15 protein-coding genes are annotated in these 17261 nt (G+C 72.8%); 5 read left to right on the top strand and 10 right to left on the bottom strand.

Features of this window, described 5'->3' with window-relative positions; genetic code table 11:
* Positions 1 to 140 precede the first annotated feature (140 nt).
* Positions 141 to 971 carry an alpha/beta hydrolase gene (locus AB0G20_RS11930; RefSeq protein WP_361299707.1) on the bottom strand — a complete coding sequence of 277 codons (831 nt, stop codon included), beginning with the start codon at positions 969 to 971 and terminating at the stop codon, positions 141 to 143.
* Positions 972 to 1124: 153 nt separating this feature from the next.
* Between AB0G20_RS11930 and AB0G20_RS11925 the strand changes: the two genes are divergently transcribed.
* Entirely contained in the window at positions 1125 to 3170 is a 2046-nt protein-coding gene (locus AB0G20_RS11925) for a SpoIIE family protein phosphatase (RefSeq protein WP_361299704.1), read from the top strand.
* Between the two features lie 98 nt (positions 3171 to 3268).
* Here the strand turns inward: AB0G20_RS11925 and AB0G20_RS11920 are convergent, their stop codons facing one another.
* Entirely contained in the window at positions 3269 to 3691 is a 423-nt protein-coding gene (locus AB0G20_RS11920) for a hypothetical protein (RefSeq protein WP_361299701.1), read from the bottom strand.
* Positions 3692 to 3920: 229 nt separating this feature from the next.
* On the opposite strand from AB0G20_RS11920, the gene AB0G20_RS11915 reads away from it, so the two are divergent.
* Both AB0G20_RS11915 and AB0G20_RS11910 read left to right on the top strand, forming a co-directional pair.
* A complete protein-coding gene (locus AB0G20_RS11915; protein ID WP_361299698.1) occupies positions 3921 to 4496 on the top strand; it encodes a potassium channel family protein in 576 nt (191 codons plus the stop codon).
* A gap of 3 nt (positions 4497 to 4499) precedes the next feature.
* Entirely contained in the window at positions 4500 to 5909 is a 1410-nt protein-coding gene (locus tag AB0G20_RS11910) for a DUF2252 domain-containing protein (protein ID WP_361299695.1), read from the top strand.
* Positions 5910 to 5947: 38 nt separating this feature from the next.
* On the opposite strand, the gene AB0G20_RS11905 is transcribed toward AB0G20_RS11910, so the two are convergent.
* A complete protein-coding gene (locus AB0G20_RS11905) occupies positions 5948 to 6145 on the bottom strand; it encodes a hypothetical protein (protein ID WP_361299692.1) in 198 nt (65 codons plus the stop codon).
* An 879-nt stretch (positions 6146 to 7024) separates the two neighbouring features.
* Between AB0G20_RS11905 and AB0G20_RS11900 the strand changes: the two genes are divergently transcribed.
* Complete coding sequence (locus AB0G20_RS11900) at positions 7025 to 7858, top strand: class II glutamine amidotransferase (protein WP_361299689.1); 834 nt, start codon at positions 7025 to 7027, stop codon at positions 7856 to 7858.
* Between the two features lie 13 nt (positions 7859 to 7871).
* On the opposite strand, the gene AB0G20_RS11895 is transcribed toward AB0G20_RS11900, so the two are convergent.
* The 5 genes from AB0G20_RS11895 to AB0G20_RS11875 form a co-directional block, all read right to left on the bottom strand.
* Positions 7872 to 8381: an O-acetyl-ADP-ribose deacetylase gene (locus tag AB0G20_RS11895; protein WP_361299686.1), complete on the bottom strand. Its 510-nt coding sequence runs from the start codon at positions 8379 to 8381 to the stop codon at positions 7872 to 7874.
* Positions 8378 to 9787 (bottom strand): NAD(P)/FAD-dependent oxidoreductase, encoded by a 1410-nt coding sequence (locus AB0G20_RS11890; RefSeq protein ID WP_361299683.1) that lies wholly within the window; start codon positions 9785 to 9787, stop codon positions 8378 to 8380. Before AB0G20_RS11890 ends, AB0G20_RS11895 begins: the two co-directional genes overlap by 4 nt.
* A 179-nt stretch (positions 9788 to 9966) precedes the next feature.
* Complete coding sequence (locus AB0G20_RS11885; RefSeq protein ID WP_361299680.1) at positions 9967 to 10812, bottom strand: inositol monophosphatase family protein; 846 nt, start codon at positions 10810 to 10812, stop codon at positions 9967 to 9969.
* 141 nt (positions 10813 to 10953) lie between these two features.
* Complete coding sequence (locus AB0G20_RS11880; protein ID WP_361299677.1) at positions 10954 to 12780, bottom strand: gamma-glutamyltransferase; 1827 nt, start codon at positions 12778 to 12780, stop codon at positions 10954 to 10956.
* A 66-nt stretch (positions 12781 to 12846) separates the two neighbouring features.
* Positions 12847 to 13710: a methyltransferase domain-containing protein gene (locus tag AB0G20_RS11875; protein ID WP_361299674.1), complete on the bottom strand. Its 864-nt coding sequence runs from the start codon at positions 13708 to 13710 to the stop codon at positions 12847 to 12849.
* A 159-nt stretch (positions 13711 to 13869) separates the two neighbouring features.
* On the opposite strand from AB0G20_RS11875, the gene AB0G20_RS11870 reads away from it, so the two are divergent.
* The gene (locus AB0G20_RS11870; protein WP_361299671.1) at positions 13870 to 14538 is read left to right on the top strand and encodes a hypothetical protein; all 669 of its coding nucleotides are present in this window, start codon (positions 13870 to 13872) and stop codon (positions 14536 to 14538) included.
* A gap of 25 nt (positions 14539 to 14563) precedes the next feature.
* Here AB0G20_RS11870 and AB0G20_RS11865 read toward each other — a convergent pair whose 3' ends face one another.
* Both AB0G20_RS11865 and AB0G20_RS11860 read right to left on the bottom strand, forming a co-directional pair.
* Positions 14564 to 16084, bottom strand: coding sequence for an NCS1 family nucleobase:cation symporter-1 (locus AB0G20_RS11865; RefSeq protein ID WP_361299668.1), 1521 nt, complete (start codon positions 16082 to 16084; stop codon positions 14564 to 14566).
* A gap of 151 nt (positions 16085 to 16235) precedes the next feature.
* Entirely contained in the window at positions 16236 to 17255 is a 1020-nt protein-coding gene (locus tag AB0G20_RS11860; protein ID WP_361299665.1) for a TIGR03842 family LLM class F420-dependent oxidoreductase, read from the bottom strand.
* Between the last annotated feature and the right edge of the window lie 6 nt (positions 17256 to 17261).

Genomic DNA, 17261 nt, shown 5'->3' with positions numbered 1-17261 from the left:
CGCAACTGACGGTGACGGAGCAACTGCTGAGCAGGCACACCCTAGGACTCGAACACAAACGAAGCAATGACCCCGTCGGACTTTGTGCGGTCCTGATGGTTCCCCGGTGCCAGACGGCGTTCAGGCCGTGCAGACGGCGCTCAGGCCGTGAGGAAGGCGAGCAACGCGCTCGTCAGCCGGGCCGGCGCGTCCAGCGGGACGAGATGACCGGCCTCCGGGACCGGCACCAGCCGCGCGCCCGGGATCAGGGCGGCGAGTTCCTGACCCCTGGCGAAGGGGATCCAGGTGTCCTCGGTGCCCCAGCAGACCGTGACGGGCAGGTCGATCGTCGGGTAGAGCGGCTGGATCTCGTCGGTGTAGCGCTGGTCGGCCTGAGCGATCTGCCGGTAGAAGGCGGACTGGCCCGCGTCCCCCGTCCAGGGCCCGACCAGCGCGTCGAGCGTGGCGGGGCGCAGGCCGAGGTGGCTGGCGGAGGAGACGTACTCGCGCACCAGGGCCTCGTGCAGCGCGGCCGGGAGCTGCTCGAAGACCTGGCTGTGCTCGCCGACCAGCCGGAAGAAGGGGGACCCCCAGGGCTTCAGGGCCACCGGGTCGACCAGCGCGAGGCGCCGGTAGCGGGCCTCGTGCAGGAGGTGGGCGCGCAGTGCCACGCACCCGCCGAAGTCGTGGGCGATCACGGACGGCTCCCGAAGCCCCCAGTGCGCGAGCAGCTCGGTGAGGATCCGCCCCTGGGCGCCCAGCGAGACGTCCTGGTCGGGGTGCATGGAAGAGGTGCCGTAGCCCGCCATGTCCCAGACGTGCACGTGGTGCCCGACGTCGGCGAGGGCGGGTGCGATCTCGTGCCACACGTACGACGAGAAGGGTGTCCCGTGCAGCAGTACGACCGGCTCGCCGCCGGGGTCTCCGAACCGGTCCCAGCGCACGGTCCCCGACGCGGTGGCCAGGCTCTCCCGCAGTATCCAGTCCCCCACGAAGCCACTTCCCTTCCACCGCGGGCGCCGACCCGCGATTTTTTGTCATTTCGGCGCGACAGTGCCGCTGCTCCGACCGTAATGTGACCTCATCGGACAGCCCGCGCAACAGATCATGGCGGTACCTTTGCCGCGCCGGAAGGAGCGGCTCGCATGAACGGGTATGCGACCTCGGACCGCGAGGCCATCACGGCCGCGCCCGGTGGGCTGCTCGATCTGCTGAAGGTCGCGGCCGTGGTCCTGGACGCGGGCGGGCACATCGCGCTGTGGAGCCCCGAGATCGAGCAGTTGCTCGGCTGGACCGCGGAGGAGGCCCTGCGGCAGCGTGCCGACACCCTCCTGGTCTCCCCCGAGAACCGGCCCCGCGGCAGGGAGCTGTTCGCCCAGGTCAGCACGGGCGCCCGCTGGGCCGGTGTCTTCCCGCTGCGGCACCGCGACGGCACGGAACGGGCCGTGGAGTTCCGTACGATGCGTCTCCTCGACCCGGAGGGGCAGCCCCACCTGCTGGGGCTCGCCACGGACGCGACGACCGTACGGAAGGTGGAGCGCGACCTCGCCCTCTCGCACAGCCTCGTCAACCAGACCCCGCTGGGCATCGCGATCTTCGACAACGACCTGCGCTGGGTCGGGGTCAACCCCGCACTGGAGCGGATCAACGGCGTGCCCGAGGAGGCCGTGCTGGGACGCCGGGTCGGGGAGGTGCTGCCGGACCTGGACGTGGAGGCCATCGAGGCCCGGATGCGGCACGTGCTGGAGACCGGCAGACCCCTGCTCGACCAGCAGACCGTCGGGCGTACGGCGGCGGACGCACACGACCGCGCCTACTCGGAGTCGTACCACCGCATCGAGGACACCGACGGCCGGGTGCTCGGGCTCGCGATGGCCGTACTGGACGTCACCGAGCGCCAGCAGGCCGCGGCCGAGGTGGCGCAGGCGCGCCAGCACCTGTCGGTGATCGCCGACGCGGGGATGAAGATCGGCACCACGCTGGACCTCCAGCAGACCGCCCGGGAGCTGGCCGACGTGGTCGTGCCGCATCTCGCGGACCTGGCCGCCGTGGACGTCCTGGAGTCGGTCGTGGCCAGCGGCACCATCGCGCCCGTGTCGGGCGGCGCCCCGGCCGAGTTCCGGGCGCTGGCCGTCGCTTCCGGCTACCCCACCGACGCCATCCACGCCGCCGACCCGGTGGGCGAACTGGCCACGTACGGCTCGTCGCGGATCATCACGCAGTGCGTGCGCAGCGCCCGCCCGGTCCTGGTCGAGCGCGTGGACGGCAAGATGATGCGGCGTCTGGCCCGGGACTCACGGGCCGCCCAGGCCCTGCACGAGGCCGGCGCCCACTCCTACCTGGCGCTGCCGCTGATGGCCCGGGGCAAGGTGCTCGGCACGCTCTCGCTGTACCGCACGGTCAACGAGCGCCCCTTCGACGACCAGGACCGGGTGCTGGCCTCGGAACTCGCCGCCCGAGCCGCCATCTGCATAGACAACGCCCGCCTCTACGGCCGTGAACGCGGCACCGCCCTGACCCTGCAGCGCAGCCTGCTGCCGAGCACGCCCGCCGAGCGGGAGGGGCTGGACATCGCCGCCCGCTACCGCCCGGCCCTCAGCGAGGTCGGCGGCGACTGGTACGACGTCCTGCCGCTGGGCCCGGGGCGCACCGGGCTGGTCGTCGGGGACGTCATGGGCAAGGGCGTCCAGGCCGCGGCGATCATGGGGCAGCTGAGCACGGCCACGCGGGCGCTGGCCCGGCTGGACCTGCCGCCCGCCGAGCTGCTGCGGCACCTCGACGACATCGCCGGCTCGCTCGGCGACGCGATCGCCACGTGCGTGTACGCGGTGTGCGACCTGCGGCGCGGCACCTGCGAGCTGTCCAGCGCCGGGCATCTGCCGCCGGTGCTCGCCACGGCGGACGGCGGCGCGAAGCTCGTCGACGTGCCGGGCGGTGTCCCGCTCGGGGTCGGCGGCGTGGACTTCGGCACGGTGGAGGTGGAATTCACCCCGGGCTCCCTGCTCGCCCTGTACACGGACGGGCTGGTCGAGAACCGCGCCGAGCCGATCGACACCGGCCTCAGCACGCTGACCCGCCTGCTCCAGAACGCGGGGCCCAGCCTGCAACGCGCCAGCGACAGCCTCCTGAGCGCGCTCAGCCCCGAGCCCGACGACGACGTGGCCCTGTTGCTGGTCCGCACACGCGCCTGAGTGCCCGATTCGCAACTCCCGGCCTTTTCTGGCGAGTTGCGGCGGAAGAGGGCACGGCTCGGCCGTGCACGCCCCGAGGGCGAGCACGGCCGGACGGCTCAGGCGTCACCCTTGCGTGGGGTGCACAGGGCCCAGATGATGAACGCGGACATCGCGATCATCACCACGGACCAGACCGGGTAGGCAGGCAGGGAGGCGAAGTTGGCGATGATGACGAGCCCGGCGACGCCCACGCCGACGACGCGCGCCCAGCCCGACCCCTGGAACAGCCCCATGCTGACGAGCACGGCGACCACGCCCAGGATGAGGTGGATCCAGCCCCAGCCGGTGAGGTCGAACGCGAAGACGTAGTTGCGGGTCGTGACGAAGACGTCGTCCTCGGCGATCGCCGCGATACCGCGCATGACGGCCAGGATCCCGGTGATCATGAGCATGACTGCCGCGAAGACCATCATGCCGGTGGCCCAGCCGCGCTTCGCCGTCGAGTGCGAGTGCCCGTGCGTAGGGTGTGTGGCGGTCATCCTGCTCCTCGATTCTGCTGCGTCCGGGGCGGTCAGCGACCGGAGGCCGGGGCGCTGCCGGTCCGCTCCGTCTCCCGGTCCCCGTCGACCCCAGCCTGCCCGGGGGCCGAGCCGGGCTGCCTCACCCGTGGCGGGTGATCCCCGTGCGGCGCCGGGACGCTGAGGTGGTAGGGCAAGCCTTGTGGGGCGCCCCGGTGCCGGAGGCAGGACCGAGACCGAGAGACGCGCGATGGACCATCCAGCGGAGGTGCCGTACCGGCGGCGGCCGGGACGCCGGCGTGCGGCGGTCGCGGCCCTCGCGCGTGCCGCGCTCATCGCGGCCGGGCTCGTCACGGTCTACTACGTGCTGCCCCTCGACGGACGCGGCACGAGCGGCGATTCGGTGCTGCTGGCCTGCGGTCTGCTGCTGGTGGTCGTGGTCTTCTGGTGGGAGGTGCGGGCCATCGTGGCCTCGCCCTTCCCCCGGCTGAAGGCCGTCGAGGCCCTGGCCACGACGCTTGCGCTGTTCCTGCTGCTCTTCGCGGGCGCCTACTTCCTGCTGGAGCACACGACCCCGGGCTCGTTCAGCGAGCCACTCACCAAGACGGACTCCCTGTACTTCACGCTCACGACGTTCACCACCGTCGGCTACGGCGACATCACGGCCCGTTCCCAGACCGGGCGGGTGCTGACGATGCTTCAGATGGCGGGCGGGCTGCTGCTGGTGGGCGTGGCGGCACGGATCCTCACCGGCGCGGTGCAGGCGGGACTGCGGCGGCAGGGCCGGGAGCCCTCGGACGACTTCTCCTCGCGGCCGGAGGGCTGAGCCATGACCGTACCGAGCCCCTTCATGACCTTCATGTCACCCGCCGAGCGGGCGGCCGCGGGCCGGGACGCGCGGCGGCGGGTGCCGCGGTCGTCCCAGGCCGGATTCGAGGCGGGACCGGACCGGTTCGACCCGGTCGAGGTGGTGGAGCACCAGTCGGCCACCCGCGTACCGGAGTTGGTGCCGCTGCGCTACGGCCGCATGCTCGAGTCCCCGTTCCGCTTCTACCGCGGCGCGGCGGCGATCATGGCGGCGGACCTCGGGGCGACCATGGACACCGGGCTGCGGGTGCAGCTGTGCGGGGACGCCCATCTGCTGAACTTCCGGCTGCTGGCCTCGCCGGAGCGCCATCTGGTCTTCGACATCAACGACTTCGACGAGACGCTGGCCGGGCCGTTCGAGTGGGACGTCAAGCGGCTCGCGGCCAGCTTCGCCATCGCGGGCCGCGCCAACGACTTCTCGGCGGCGGAGCAGAACAGCGCGGTGGAGACGTGTCTCCGGGCCTACCGGCGGCGGATGCGGGAGTTCGCCGGGATGCGCAACCTGGACATCTGGTACGCCCAGGACGACGCCGACCACCTGCGGGAGCTGATGGCCGCGTCGATGTCCAAGGAGGCCCGGCGCCGCACCGCGAAGGCCACGGCGAGCGCCCGGACCCGTACCCACATGCAGGCCTACACGAAGCTCACCCGGGCCACGGCCGAGGGCCGGCGGATCACACCGGACCCGCCGCTGATCACCCCCCTGCGGGACCTGATGGACCACTCCTCGCGGCAGGGGCGGGAGAGGGAGCTGGCCGCCGTCCTGGAGGGGTACGCCCGGACCCTGTCGTCCGAGCGCCGGCATCTGCTGCGCCGCTACCGCCTGGTGGACATCGCACGCAAGGTGGTGGGGGTCGGCAGTGTCGGCACCCGCTGCTGGATCGTGCTGCTGCTCGGCCGGGACGACGACGATCCGCTGCTGCTCCAGGCCAAGGAGGCACAGGAGTCGGTGCTCGCCGCCCACTCCGGCGGCGACCGCTACGACAACCAGGGCCGGCGCGTGGTGGCGGGACAACGGCTGATCCAGACGACCAGCGACATCCTGCTGGGCTGGACGCACGCCCTGGGCCTCGACGGGCAGGAGCGGGACTTCTACGTACGGCAGTTGCGGGACTGGAAGGGCATCGCCCGGCCGGAGACCATGGACCCCGGGCTGCTCCGGCTGTTCGGGCGGCTGTGCGGGGCGAGCCTGGCACGGGCCCACGCCCGCTCCGGCGACCCCATCGCCATCGCGGCCTATCTGGGCGGCGGCGACCGCTTCGACCGCGCGCTCACCGTGTTCGCCCAGGCCTACGCCGACCAGAACGAGCGGGACTTCGAGGCGCTGGGCGCTGCGGTCCGCTCGGGCCGCCTCCACGCGGCGACGGAGTGACCGCCCGGTCCTGTCCGCTGGGTGCGGGCGTCCCCGGGTCACTCCGGCAGCCGGCGCATCTCCACGACCCTGAGTCCCAGCGACTGGAACCGGGTCAGCAGCCCGTACAGGTGGGCCTCGTCGGTGACCGGGCCGAACAGGACCGTCTGACCGGCCATCACCACGTGCTCCAGCTCCGGGAAGACCTTGGCCAGTGTCTCCGACATCTGTCCGGCGACGCGGATCTCGTAGCGCATGTGCTGCTCCCCCGGGCGGCCTGGGGCGGGCGGGGTGCGCCCTCGTCCTGCCATGGTCCGCTCCGGCGGGGCGTCCGCCCTCACCCGGCGCAGGTGAACCTCGCCGCGCGGCTCACAGGAGCCTCAGCGCGCGGACTCGCCGGACCGCGCCGCCGCGCCGGATGTCCCGCTCGCGCGCGCTCAGCGCCTCGACGGTGAGGACCCGGGGGGTGGCCTGCACGGCAGGCGCACCGTCGACGGAACGGGCGAGGGCCGGGGACGACGCCGCCGGACGTCCCGCTCACGCGCTCAGCGCCTCCACGGTGAGGACCGGGGGGCTGGCCCGCGCGGCAGGCGCACCGTCGACGGGGCGGGCGGGGGCCGGGGCGAGCCGGCCAGACGTCCCGCTCGCGCGCGCTCAGCGCCTCGACGGTGAGGACCGGAGGGCCAGCCTGCGCGGCAGACGCGCCGTCGACGGGACGGGCGGGGGCCCGGGGCGAGCCGGCCAGACGTCCCGCTCGCGCGCTCAACGCCTCCACGGTGAGGACCCGGGGGGGCTGGCCCGCGCGGCGGGCGCGCCTCGACGGAACGGGCGGGGGCCGGGGGCGGGCCGGCCGCCGGCCCGGTGCCGCAGCCGGGCGGTGCTGAGCGGCGGGGCGTCGGCCGACCCGTTGACCATCGTCAGCGGCGCCGAAAGGGCCCGCACCCGGCGCACGAGGGTGCCGGGCCGCGATCAGGATCTCGGCGTTCCCTCACCCGCGCACGCCCGGCCATGGGCCCCGCAACCACCCGCGGCGGGCGATGCGTCCCCGGCGCGAACGGGGTTCCCTGAGGTCCACGCACACCACCTACGGAGCCGCGCGGGCCCGGCCCGGGCGGCTCGGAACAGGGGTATCGGCCATGTGCCGCTGGCTCGCCTACTCGGGCACTCCCGTGCTGCTCGACGATGTCCTCTACCGCCCCGAGCACTCGCTGATCGACCAGAGCCTGCACGCGCGGATGGGGGTCGAGACCACCAACGGCGACGGCTTCGGCGTCGGCTGGTACGCGTGGCACCTGCGCACCCCGGCCGTCATCCGCGACACCGGCCCGGCCTGGAGCAACCGCAATCTGCGGGAGATCGCCGACCACGTCCGCTCGCCGCTGTTCTTCGCGCATGTACGCGCCTCCACCGGCTCGGCCGTGCAGCAGACGAACTGCCATCCGTTCCGCCACGGGCGGTGGATGTGGATGCACAACGGCGCGATCGACGGGTTCCGCGAACTGCGCCGGGATCTCATGCTGGCCGTGGACCCGGGGCTGTTCCCGTCGATGGAGGGCACGACGGACTCCGAGGTGATGTTCCACGTGGCGCTCACCCTCGGGCTGGACGGCGATCCGCCCGGTGCGGTGGCCCGGATGACGGGGCTCATCGAACGGCTGGGCCGCGAGCACGGAGTGCCGCAGCCGCTGCAGATGACGGTCGCGGTGACCGACGGGGAGCGGGTGTGGTTCTTCCGCTACTCCAGCGCGGGAAAATCACGCTCGTTGTACTTCAGCAGCAGGGTGGAGGACGTGCGTGCCCTCCACCCCGACCTGGGGTTCCTGAACCACGTCTCGGACGAGACGCGGCTGGTCGTGTCGGAGCCGCTGGGCGATCTCCCCGGCGTGTGGAACGCCGTACCGGAGAGCAGCTACGGCGTCGTCCAGCCCGGCCGGGACCTGCTGCAGCATTTCGAGCCGGAGCCCGTCTGAGCCGGCCGCCGCGTCAGCCGAGCCGGGCGGCGAACGCCTCGTACGCCCGCTCGTCGAAGAGGACGAACCTGACCTCCTCGACCGTCGTGCCCGCCGCCCGTACGGTCTCGACCGCGATGCGGGCGCCGTCGTCCAGCGGCCAGCCGTAGACGCCTGTGGAGATCGCGGGGAACGCGACGGTACGGGCGCCGAGACCGTCGGCGACGCGCAGCGACTCGCGGTAGCAGGAGGCGAGGAGGCCGGAGCGGTCCTCGCTCGCGCTGAACACCGGGCCGACCGTGTGGATCACCCAGCGGGCGTCCAGGTCGCCCGCGGTGGTGGCGACGGCCTGGCCGGTGGGCAGGCCCTTGCCCAGGTGCGCCGCGCGGAGCCGGCGGCAGTCCTCCAGGATCGCGGGGCCGCCGCGGCGGTGGATCGCTCCGTCGACCCCTCCCCCGCCCAGCAGTGAGGAGTTGGCCGCGTTGACGATCGCGTCGACGCTCTCGCGGGTGATGTCGCCCTGGACCAGTTCGATGGCCGTCATGTCTGCCTCAGCCGCTTCCAGACGGCCTTCGCCGCGTTGTGCCCCGACATGCCGTGCACTCCGGGGCCCGGCGGGGTCGCCGACGAGCAGATGAACACGGCCGGATGCGGGGTGTGGTACGGGAACAGGGTGAGCTTGGGGCGCAGCAGGAGCTGGAGGCCGGATGCCGCGCCGGAGGCGATGTCCCCGCCGACGTAGTTGGCGTTGCGGGCGGCGAGTTCGGGCGGGCCGGCCGTGGCGCGGGCCAGGACGCGGTCGCGGAACCCCGGGGCGAAGCGCTCCAGCTGGCGCTCGATGGTGTCGGTGAGGTCGCCTGTCCAGCCGTTCGGGACGTGGCCGTAGGCCCAGAAGACGTGCTTGCCCGCCGGGGCCCGGGTGGGGTCGACGACGCTCGGCTGGACCGTGATGAGGAACGGCTTGTCGGGGGCCCGGCCCTCCCGGGACACCGCGCGCAGGGCCGCGCCGATCTCCGCGCTGCTCGCGCCGACCTGCACCGTGCCGGCGGCGCGGGCCTCCTTCGCGGTCCAGGGCACGGGGCCGTCCAGCGCGTAGTCGACCTTGAAGACGCCCGGCCCGTAGCGGTAGCCGGCGTAGTGGTCGCCGAAGCCGGCGATGCGGGCCAGGGCGGTGGGCGAGGTGTCGAAGACGTAGGCCCGGGCCGGCGGCAGGTCGTCGAGGCGTTTGACCTCGTAGTCGGTGTGGACGCTGCCGCCGAGGTCCCGCAGGTAGGCGGTGAGGGCGTCGGAGAGGGACTGGGAGCCGCCGCGGGCGACGGGCCAGCCGCGGGCGTGCGCCGCGAGGGCGAAGACCATGCCGATGGCTCCGGTGGCGAAGCCGCCGAGCGGTGCCATGACGTGGGCGACGAGCCCGGAGAACAGGGCCTTGGCCGGTTCGTCCCGGAAGCGGCGCATCAGCAGCGTCGACGGGGGCAGCCCGGCCAGGCCGAAGCGGGCGAGGGTCACCGGGTCGCGGGGCAGCGCGGTCAGCGGCAGGGACATGAAGTCCCGGGCGAGGGTGTCCCACTTGGGCAGGAAGGGCTCGATGAGCCTGCGGTACGCCCCGGCGTCGCGCGGGCCGAAGGAGGCGGCCGTCTCGCCGACCGTCCGGGCCAGGACGGCCGCTGTGCCGTCGAGGAAGGGATGCGCCATGGGCAGCTCGGCGTGCAGCCACTCCAGGCCGTACCGCTCGAGCGGCAGGGCGCGGAACGCCGGTGAGTTGATGGCGAGCGGGTGGGCCGCGGAGCACGGGTCGTGCCGGAAGCCGGGGAGGGTGAGCTCCTCGGTGCGGGCTCCGCCGCCCACGGTGCTCCGGGCCTCGAAAACGGCGACGGAGAAACCGCGGCGGGCCAGCTCCACGGCCGCGGTCAGTCCGTTCGGCCCCGCACCCACTACGACGGCATCGAGCATCGACGGCACCTCGGACCCCTTCGTCAGCCGACGGCCACTGGGGATCAGGATATGCCCGGAGACTGACAGTCACCGGCCGGTGGTGATTTCCGGTGCGGAAGGCCGCTTTGCGGTGGCTGGAACCTGCACACGCGCACGCTGGGTCATCAGCTGTGTGCGGCATGCAACGGTTCCGCCGCTCAGGCCCCGCCCGACAGCAGGCCCAGCACCCGGCGGGCCGTGGCCGCGTCGCGGGCCGCGGTGAAGGGCAGGGCGTTGCCGCCGGAGATGCGGAACGGCTCGCCCGCGAGGGTCAGGTGGGCGCCGCCCGCCTCCTCGACCAGGAGCAGACCGGCCGCGTGATCCCAGGCGGCCTCCCAGGAGAACGCCACCGCGTCCAACTCGCCGCGGGCGATGGCGAGATACTCCAGCCCGGCCGAGCCGCACGGGCGCGGTGCCACCCCGTCGGCACGCAGGCCGAGCAGGGCGTGCTTCTCCTCGTCCGTCGTGTAGTCGGGGTGGGAGGCGGCCACGCGCAGGTCCCGGCCGGGCTCCGGCACTCCGGCGAACAGCCGCTCCCCGTCGAGGTGGGCGCCCTTGCCCCGCTGGGCGGTGGCGAGCCGGTCGCGGGCCGGCGCGTACGTCCAGGACGCGAGCAGGGTGCCGCGGTGGGCCAGCGCGACCAGGGTGCAGAACCCTGCTTCACCGCGCACGAACTGGCGCGTCCCGTCGACCGGGTCGACGATCCAGACCGGGGCGTCGCCGCGTATCGCGTCGTACGACGCCGGGTTGGCGTGGACGGCCTCCTCGCCGACCACGACCGAGCCGGGCAGCAGGGCGGCCAGCGCCTCGGTCAGGTACAGCTCGGCCATGCGGTCGGCGTCGGTCACCAGGTCGTGCGGGCCGCTCTTCTGCTCGACCTCGTGCGCGGCGAGCTGGCGCCAGCGCGGCATGATCTCGGTGGCGGCCGCCTTGCGGATCGCCTCTTCGACGTCGGAGGCCTGCTCTGCGAGAAACTCTTCGATGGTTTCGTTGCTGTCGTTCACCCCTCCATGACAACACGTGCCACTGACACGGCCCGCCCGCCCGGTGGAATGAGGGTGGCATCGTGATGAACAGCGGGGCGTCCGGGCGCGCGGGACGGCGCTGCGTCCCGCAGGCTCGCACGCCGGCGGGTCCCCGCCGGTTCACCGGCCCACCGCGTACCCCTGCATCCCGCGCGGGTTCGCCGCCGCCGACAGGACGCCCGTCTCCGGGTCCCGTGCGACCGCGCACAGCCGGCCCTCCGACCAGGGGCCGCCCACGGTCACGTCGTGGCCGCGGCGGCGCAGCTCCTCGACGACGGCGGAGTCGGTGCGGGACTCCACGGTCACGCTGCCCGGCCGCATGCCGCGCGGGTAGAAGGAGCCGGGGAAACTGTCGTTGTGCCAGTTCGGGGCGTCGATCGCGCCCTGGAGGTCGGGGCCGCCGCGCACCTGGGCGCGCAGGGCGACCGCGAGGAAGAAGTGCAGCTGCCACTGGTCCTGCTGGTCCCCGCCGGGCGTGCCGAACGCCATGACGGGCAGGCCGTCGCGCAGGGCGATCGAGGGCGTGAGGGTGGTGCGGGGGCGGCGGCCGGGGGTGAGGGAGTTGGGCAGTCCCTCCTCCAGCCAGGTCATCTGGAGCCGGGTGCCGAGCGGGAAGCCGAGTTCGGGCACGACGGGGTTGGACTGGAGCCAGCCGCCGCTGGGCGTGGCCGAGACCATGTTGCCCCAGCGGTCGACGACGTCGAGGTGGCAGGTGTCGCCGCGGGTGGTCCCGTCGGCGAGGATCTCCGGTTCGCCCGGCACGGGGGACGCCGGGCTCTTGGCGACGGTCGGTTCGCCGACGCCCAGGGCGTCGAAGCCCTCCTGGGCGGCCGCCGCCACGCGCGCGTGCGCACACAGCCGCGGTGTGCGCCCGCCGGGGCTGCCGGGCCGCAGGTCGTGGTCGGCCCGCTCGCCGACGAGGGCGCGGCGGGCCGTGTTGTACCCGTCGGACAGCAGGTCGTCGAGGGGCACGTCGGCGGCGTCCCCGTACCAGGCCTCCCGGTCGGCCATGGCGAGCTTGCAGTTCTCGACCAGGAGATGGACGTAGTCGGCCGAACCATAGGGGGGCAGTTCGGGCGGGAGCAGGGCGAGCTGCTGGAGGAGGACCGGGCCCTGGCTCCAGGGGCCCGGCTTGCACACGGTCCAGCCGTTCCAGTCGTAGGTCGCCGGTGTCTCGTAGGTCGCGGACCAGGCGGCGAGGTCGGCGGCTGTGAGGGTGCCGGTGTGGCGTTCCCCGCTGGTGTCCCTCGTGGGGCGCCCCGCCTGGCGGACGAGGGCGTCGGCGATGAACCCGGTGCGCCACACCTGCCGGGCGGCCTCGATCCGCGCCTCCCTGCCACCCGCGCCGGCGGTCTCGGCGAGCAGGCGTTTCCAGGTGGCGGCGAGTGCGGGGTTGGCGAAGAGCTCACCGGGGCGCGGCGCCTTGCCGCCGGGGAGGTAGACGTCCGCCGACGAGGTCCACTCCGTCTCGAACAGCTCGCGCACGGTCTCGACGGTCTCGCCGACGCTCTCCACGGGCGCGTGCCCGTGCTCGGCGTAGCCGATGGCGTACGTCAGGACGTCGTCGAGGGTCTTGGTGCCGTGGTCGCGCAGCAGCAGCATCCAGGCGTCGAACGCGCCCGGTACGGCGGCGGCGAGCGGCCCGGTGCCGGGGACGAGGTCCAGGCCGACGCCCTGGTAGTGCGCGACGGTCGCCCCGGCCGGTGCGACGCCCTGCCCGCACAGCACCCGCACCTCGCCGCCGGCCGGGGCGAGCAGGATCGGCACCTCGCCGGCCGGGCCGTTGAGGTGCGGCTCGACGACGTGCAGCACGAAGGCGCCCGCCACGGCCGCGTCGTAGGCGTTGCCACCGTTCTCCAGGACGGCCATCGCCGACTGCGAGGCGAGCCAGTGGGTGGAGGACACCATGCCGAAGGTGCCCTGGAGGGTCGGGCGGGACGTGAACATACGGGCTTCTCATCTCTCGTCGTCGTACGCCGTCCCCTCCCCCTGTCGCGGTCCCGTCAAAACCTGTCAGGGGCTCACCGGCCCCGGCCAGGGGCGCCTGCCGGCGGTCAGCAGATGCCCGCTCGCGCCCAGCAGGGCCGGCTCGGACTCGATACGCCGGGTCGCCGCGAGGACGGCCTCGCGCCGCTCGGGGTCGTCCAGCCACTCCTCGACGCCGTCCATGAGCCAGGCGACGCCCTCGATGCCGTACTGGCCGCCGACGGTGAGGCCCGCCTCGGCGAACTCCGCCGGAGGTTCGTCCGGTCGGGCGAGGTAGGCGGTGGTGAAGAGGCTGCCCTCGTCCTGGGAGGGGTGCCGGCCGTGCTCGGAGACGGAGTCGGTGCGGGCCCGGTGGGCGGGGTCGAAGTAGCGTTCCTCGCGCAGCAGGTCGTGCAGGGCCGCGTACCGGTTGATGGTGGCCGCGACGACCAGTCCCCCGGGCCGCACCGTCCGGCGCGCCTCGGCCAATGCCCGGATCCGGTCGGCCCGTTCCGGCAGGTGGTACAGGGGGCCGAGCAGCAGTACCACGTCGTACGCGGCGTCCTCGGCGGGCAGGGCCCGGGCGTCCCCTGCGCGGGCGGTGACACCGGGCAGCCGCGCGGCCTGCTCCAGGTGCAGCGGCACGGGGTCCACGAGTTCGACCCGGTAGCCGTCCCGCGCCAGCCACTCGGCGTGCACACCGCTGCCGCCGCCGACGTCCAGCACGCGCGCCGGGGCTGCGGGCAGGAGCCTCCGGAGCACGTCCCGCGTCCGCCAGAGTTCGAGCCGACCCGAACCCTGCCTGAGACGGGCGTCCTCCTTGCCGAGGGCGTAGTAGGCGAGGATGTCGTCGCGAACGGTGGAGAGTTGGGGTATGTCCCGACTTGCACTGGATGAAGTGGGCGAAGTCATGGATCAAGGCTGCGCAGCGCGACCATGCCGGTGCAAACGGTATTCCCGCAGCTTGTGTGCCGGGACCGCACTTCCGCGCCACAGGGACTCGTGTGACACTGTCGTCCCGTCCGCCGTGCGGACCCGTTCCGCACCGCCGTCCCCCACGAGAAGGGCGCCGTGCGTTCCCTACCTCTGCCCCTCGCCCTGACCGCCCGGCTGTCCCCGGTGGTGGTGCTCGCCGCGGCGGGCTGGGCGCTGTCGTCCGGTCCGCTCGCCGCGCCGCAGGCCGCCGAGCACAAGCAGGCCGAAGAGAAGACCGAGACCCAGTCCGCGTCCGCCCCGTCGACGTCGACGGTGCCGAAGGCGTACTCGGCCGCGCCCGCCCCGTGCGAGAGTGTCGCCAAGAAGACGATCGAGTCGCTGGTGCCGGGCGCCAAGTCGGCCGGCAAGGAGATCCCGTCCACCGACACGAAGCTGCGCCGCACCTGCTCCTGGAACGCGCTCAAGGGGTACGACTACCGCTGGCTCGACGTGTCCTACGAGGTCCTGGAGTCGGACGAGGCGGCGCAGAAGTCGTACGAGGCGCACACCGAGAAGAAGAGCGGCGGCGGGGCCGTCCCCGGTCTGGGTGACAGCGCGTACTCCGTCGTGAACCTCACCACCGAGGACAAGCAGGAGACCCGCGAGGGCGTCGTGATCGCCCGCGCGTCCAACGCACTGGTGATGATCACCTACAACGGCAGTGACTTCGAGTCGAAGAAGGCGCCCAGCATGGACACGATCAACAAGGGCGCCATCAAGGCCGCGAAGGAAGCGGTGGCCGCGCTGGAGAGCGACAAGGACTGAGCGCCCTCCAGCGCGCCTGCCTTCCTCAGACCGTGCTCCGGCCCCGCGTGGCCATCAGGACCAGGTACACCACCATCGACGTGCCGAGGCCCACCGCCCAGCCGTAGTCGGCCAGATCGGCCAGGGCGGGAATGGGACGGCCGTCGATCAGCGGCTTGAAGCTCGCGCCGCCGACGGCGAGGACACCGCCGACCGCGAAGGCGACGACGGCCCGCCAGTTCCAGCCGCCCTCGTACCAGTAGCGGCCGCCCGGCCGGTACAGGTCGGCGAGGTCGAGCCGGGCGCGGCGCAGGATCCAGTAGTCGGCGATGAGGATGCCCGCGACGGTGCCGAGCAGGCCGCCGACCAGGCCCAGCCAGGTGAAGATGTAGCCCTGCGGGTCGGAGTACAGCTTCCACGGGAAGATCAGCACACCGAGGACGCAGGTGGCGAGGGCGCCGGCCCGGAAACTGATCCTGCGGGGCGCGATGTTGGAGAAGTCGAACGCCGGTGAGACCAGGTTGGCCGCGACGTTGACGGAGAGCGTTGCCACCAGGACGGTGACCAGCGCGAAGAGCAGGCCCACCGTGTTGTCGGTCTTGGCTGCGAGCTGTACCGGGTCCCAGATGGCCTCGCCGTAGACGGCCTGGGAGCCAGAGGTGACCATCACCGACAGGAACGCGAAGAGGGTCATGGTGGTCGGCAGGCCGAGCGCCTGGCCCCACGTCTGTGCCTTCTGGCTCTTGCCGTAGCGGGTGAAGTCGGGGATGTTCAGCGACAGCGTGGACCAGAAACCGATCATGCCCATGAGGGCGGGGGCGAACAGCTTCCAGAAGTCCGGGCCCCAGCCGAGCTTGGAGGGCTGGTCGAAGAGCGGGCCGAAGCCGCCCGCCTTGTCGCTCATCCACCACAGCATCACGAACGCGCCGACGAGCACGAAGGGCGCCGCCCAGTTCTCGAAGCGGCGGATCGTCTCCATGCCCCGGTAGATGATGACGACCTGCAGCGCCCAGAAGATCGCGAACGACAGCCACATCGTCCAGGCGTAGCCGCCGACCTTCGCCGCGTCCGTCCAGCCGGTGCCGATGAGCTTGCCGGCCAGGAAGTAGATGGCCTCGCCGCCGATCCAGGTCTGGATGCCGAACCAGCCGCACGCCACCAACGCCCGCACGACGGCGGGCAGGTTGGCGCCGCGGATACCGAAGGAGGCCCGGGCGAAGACCGGGAAGGGTATGCCGTACTTCGGCCCGGCGTGCCCGGTGAGCAGCATCGGTATCAGCACGATGACGTTGGCCAGGGCGATGGTGAGCACCGCCTGCTTCCAGTCCATGCCGACGGCGATGAGCCCGGAGGCCAGGGTCCAGGAGGCCGTGTTGTGGGCCATGCCGACCCACAGCGCGGAGAAGTTGTACGTGGTCCAGGTGCGCTTCTCGACGGGGACCGGCAGCAGGTCCTCGTTGGCGTACGGGCCGGTGGGTGCGGGGGCGCCCGGGGCGATCTCCACCCGGCCGTCGTCGCGGGTGACTTGGGTGGTGGGCGGTGGGGCCGTGGGAGCGGTATCGGTCATGGGCCGGGCCAATCAGGGGAGGTGGGACGGGAAAGGCCGTGCGGTGACGCCGATGGGGGGTGCGCTCCGGGTGCGGCGGGGAGCGTCCTGGGCCCCCTTCCCGAGCCGCTGGGAAGGGGGAGTTCACAGGGGGGTGGTGCGGCGGAGGAGGTCAGCCGTTGACGGCCGGGATCACCCGCGATCCGTAGGCCTCGATCACGGCCTCCTGCGCGTCGTGCATGTCGTAGACGGCGAACTGGTCCACGCCGAGGGCGCGCAGCGCTTCCAGCTTCTCGATGTGCTTCTCGACCGGGCCGATCAGGCAGAACCGGTCGACGATCTCGTCGGGCACGAACTGGGCGTCGGGGTTCCCGCTGCGCCCGTGGTGGGAGTAGTCGTAGCCCTCGCGGGCCTTGATGTACTCGGTGAGGTCGTCGGGCACCTGGGAGGAGTGCTCGCCGTACTTGGAGACGAGGTCGGCGACGTGGTTGCCGACCATGCCGCCGAACCAGCGGCACTGCTCGCGCGCGTGGGCGAGCGCCTCGGGCGAGTCGTCCTCGGTGACGTACGCGGGGGCGGCCACGCAGATGGTCACCCCGGCGGGGTCCCGGCCGGCGGCGACGGCCGCGTCCTTCACGGCCTTCACCATGTACTCGGTGAGGTAGAGGTCGGCCAGCTGGAGGATGAACCCGTCCGCCTCCTCACCGGCCATCTTCAGGGCCTTGGGACCGTACGCGGCCATCCACACGGGCAGTTCGGCGCCCTCTGTGATCCACGGGAACCGGACCACGGTGCCGCCGAGGTCCGCCTCCCGTCCGCTGCCGAGGTCCCGGATGACCTTCATGGCCTCGCTGATCCGGGCGAGGGTGTTGGGCTTGCGGCCGGCCACGCGCATCGCGGAGTCACCGCGGCCGATGCCGCAGACCGTGCGGTTGCCGAACATGTCGTTGAGGGTGGCGAAGGTGGAGGCGGTGACCTCCCAGGTGCGGGTGCCCGGGTTGGTCACCATCGGCCCGACCTTCAGCGTCGTGGTGTTGGCCAGGATCTGGCTGTAGATCACGAACGGTTCCTGCCACAGCACGGTGGAGTCGAAGGTCCAGCCGTAGGTGAAGCCGTTCCGTTCCGCCCGCTTCATCAGGCTGATCACCCGCGACGCCGGCGGGTCGGCCTGCAGGACGAGTCCGAAGTCCATCTGCGC

Source organism: Streptomyces sp. NPDC024017, from assembly GCF_040638895.1.
GTDB lineage: Bacteria > Actinomycetota > Actinomycetes > Streptomycetales > Streptomycetaceae > Streptomyces.
The sequence above is the reverse complement of the archived record's forward strand: the minus strand, read 5'-3'. Positions and strand labels throughout refer to the sequence as shown.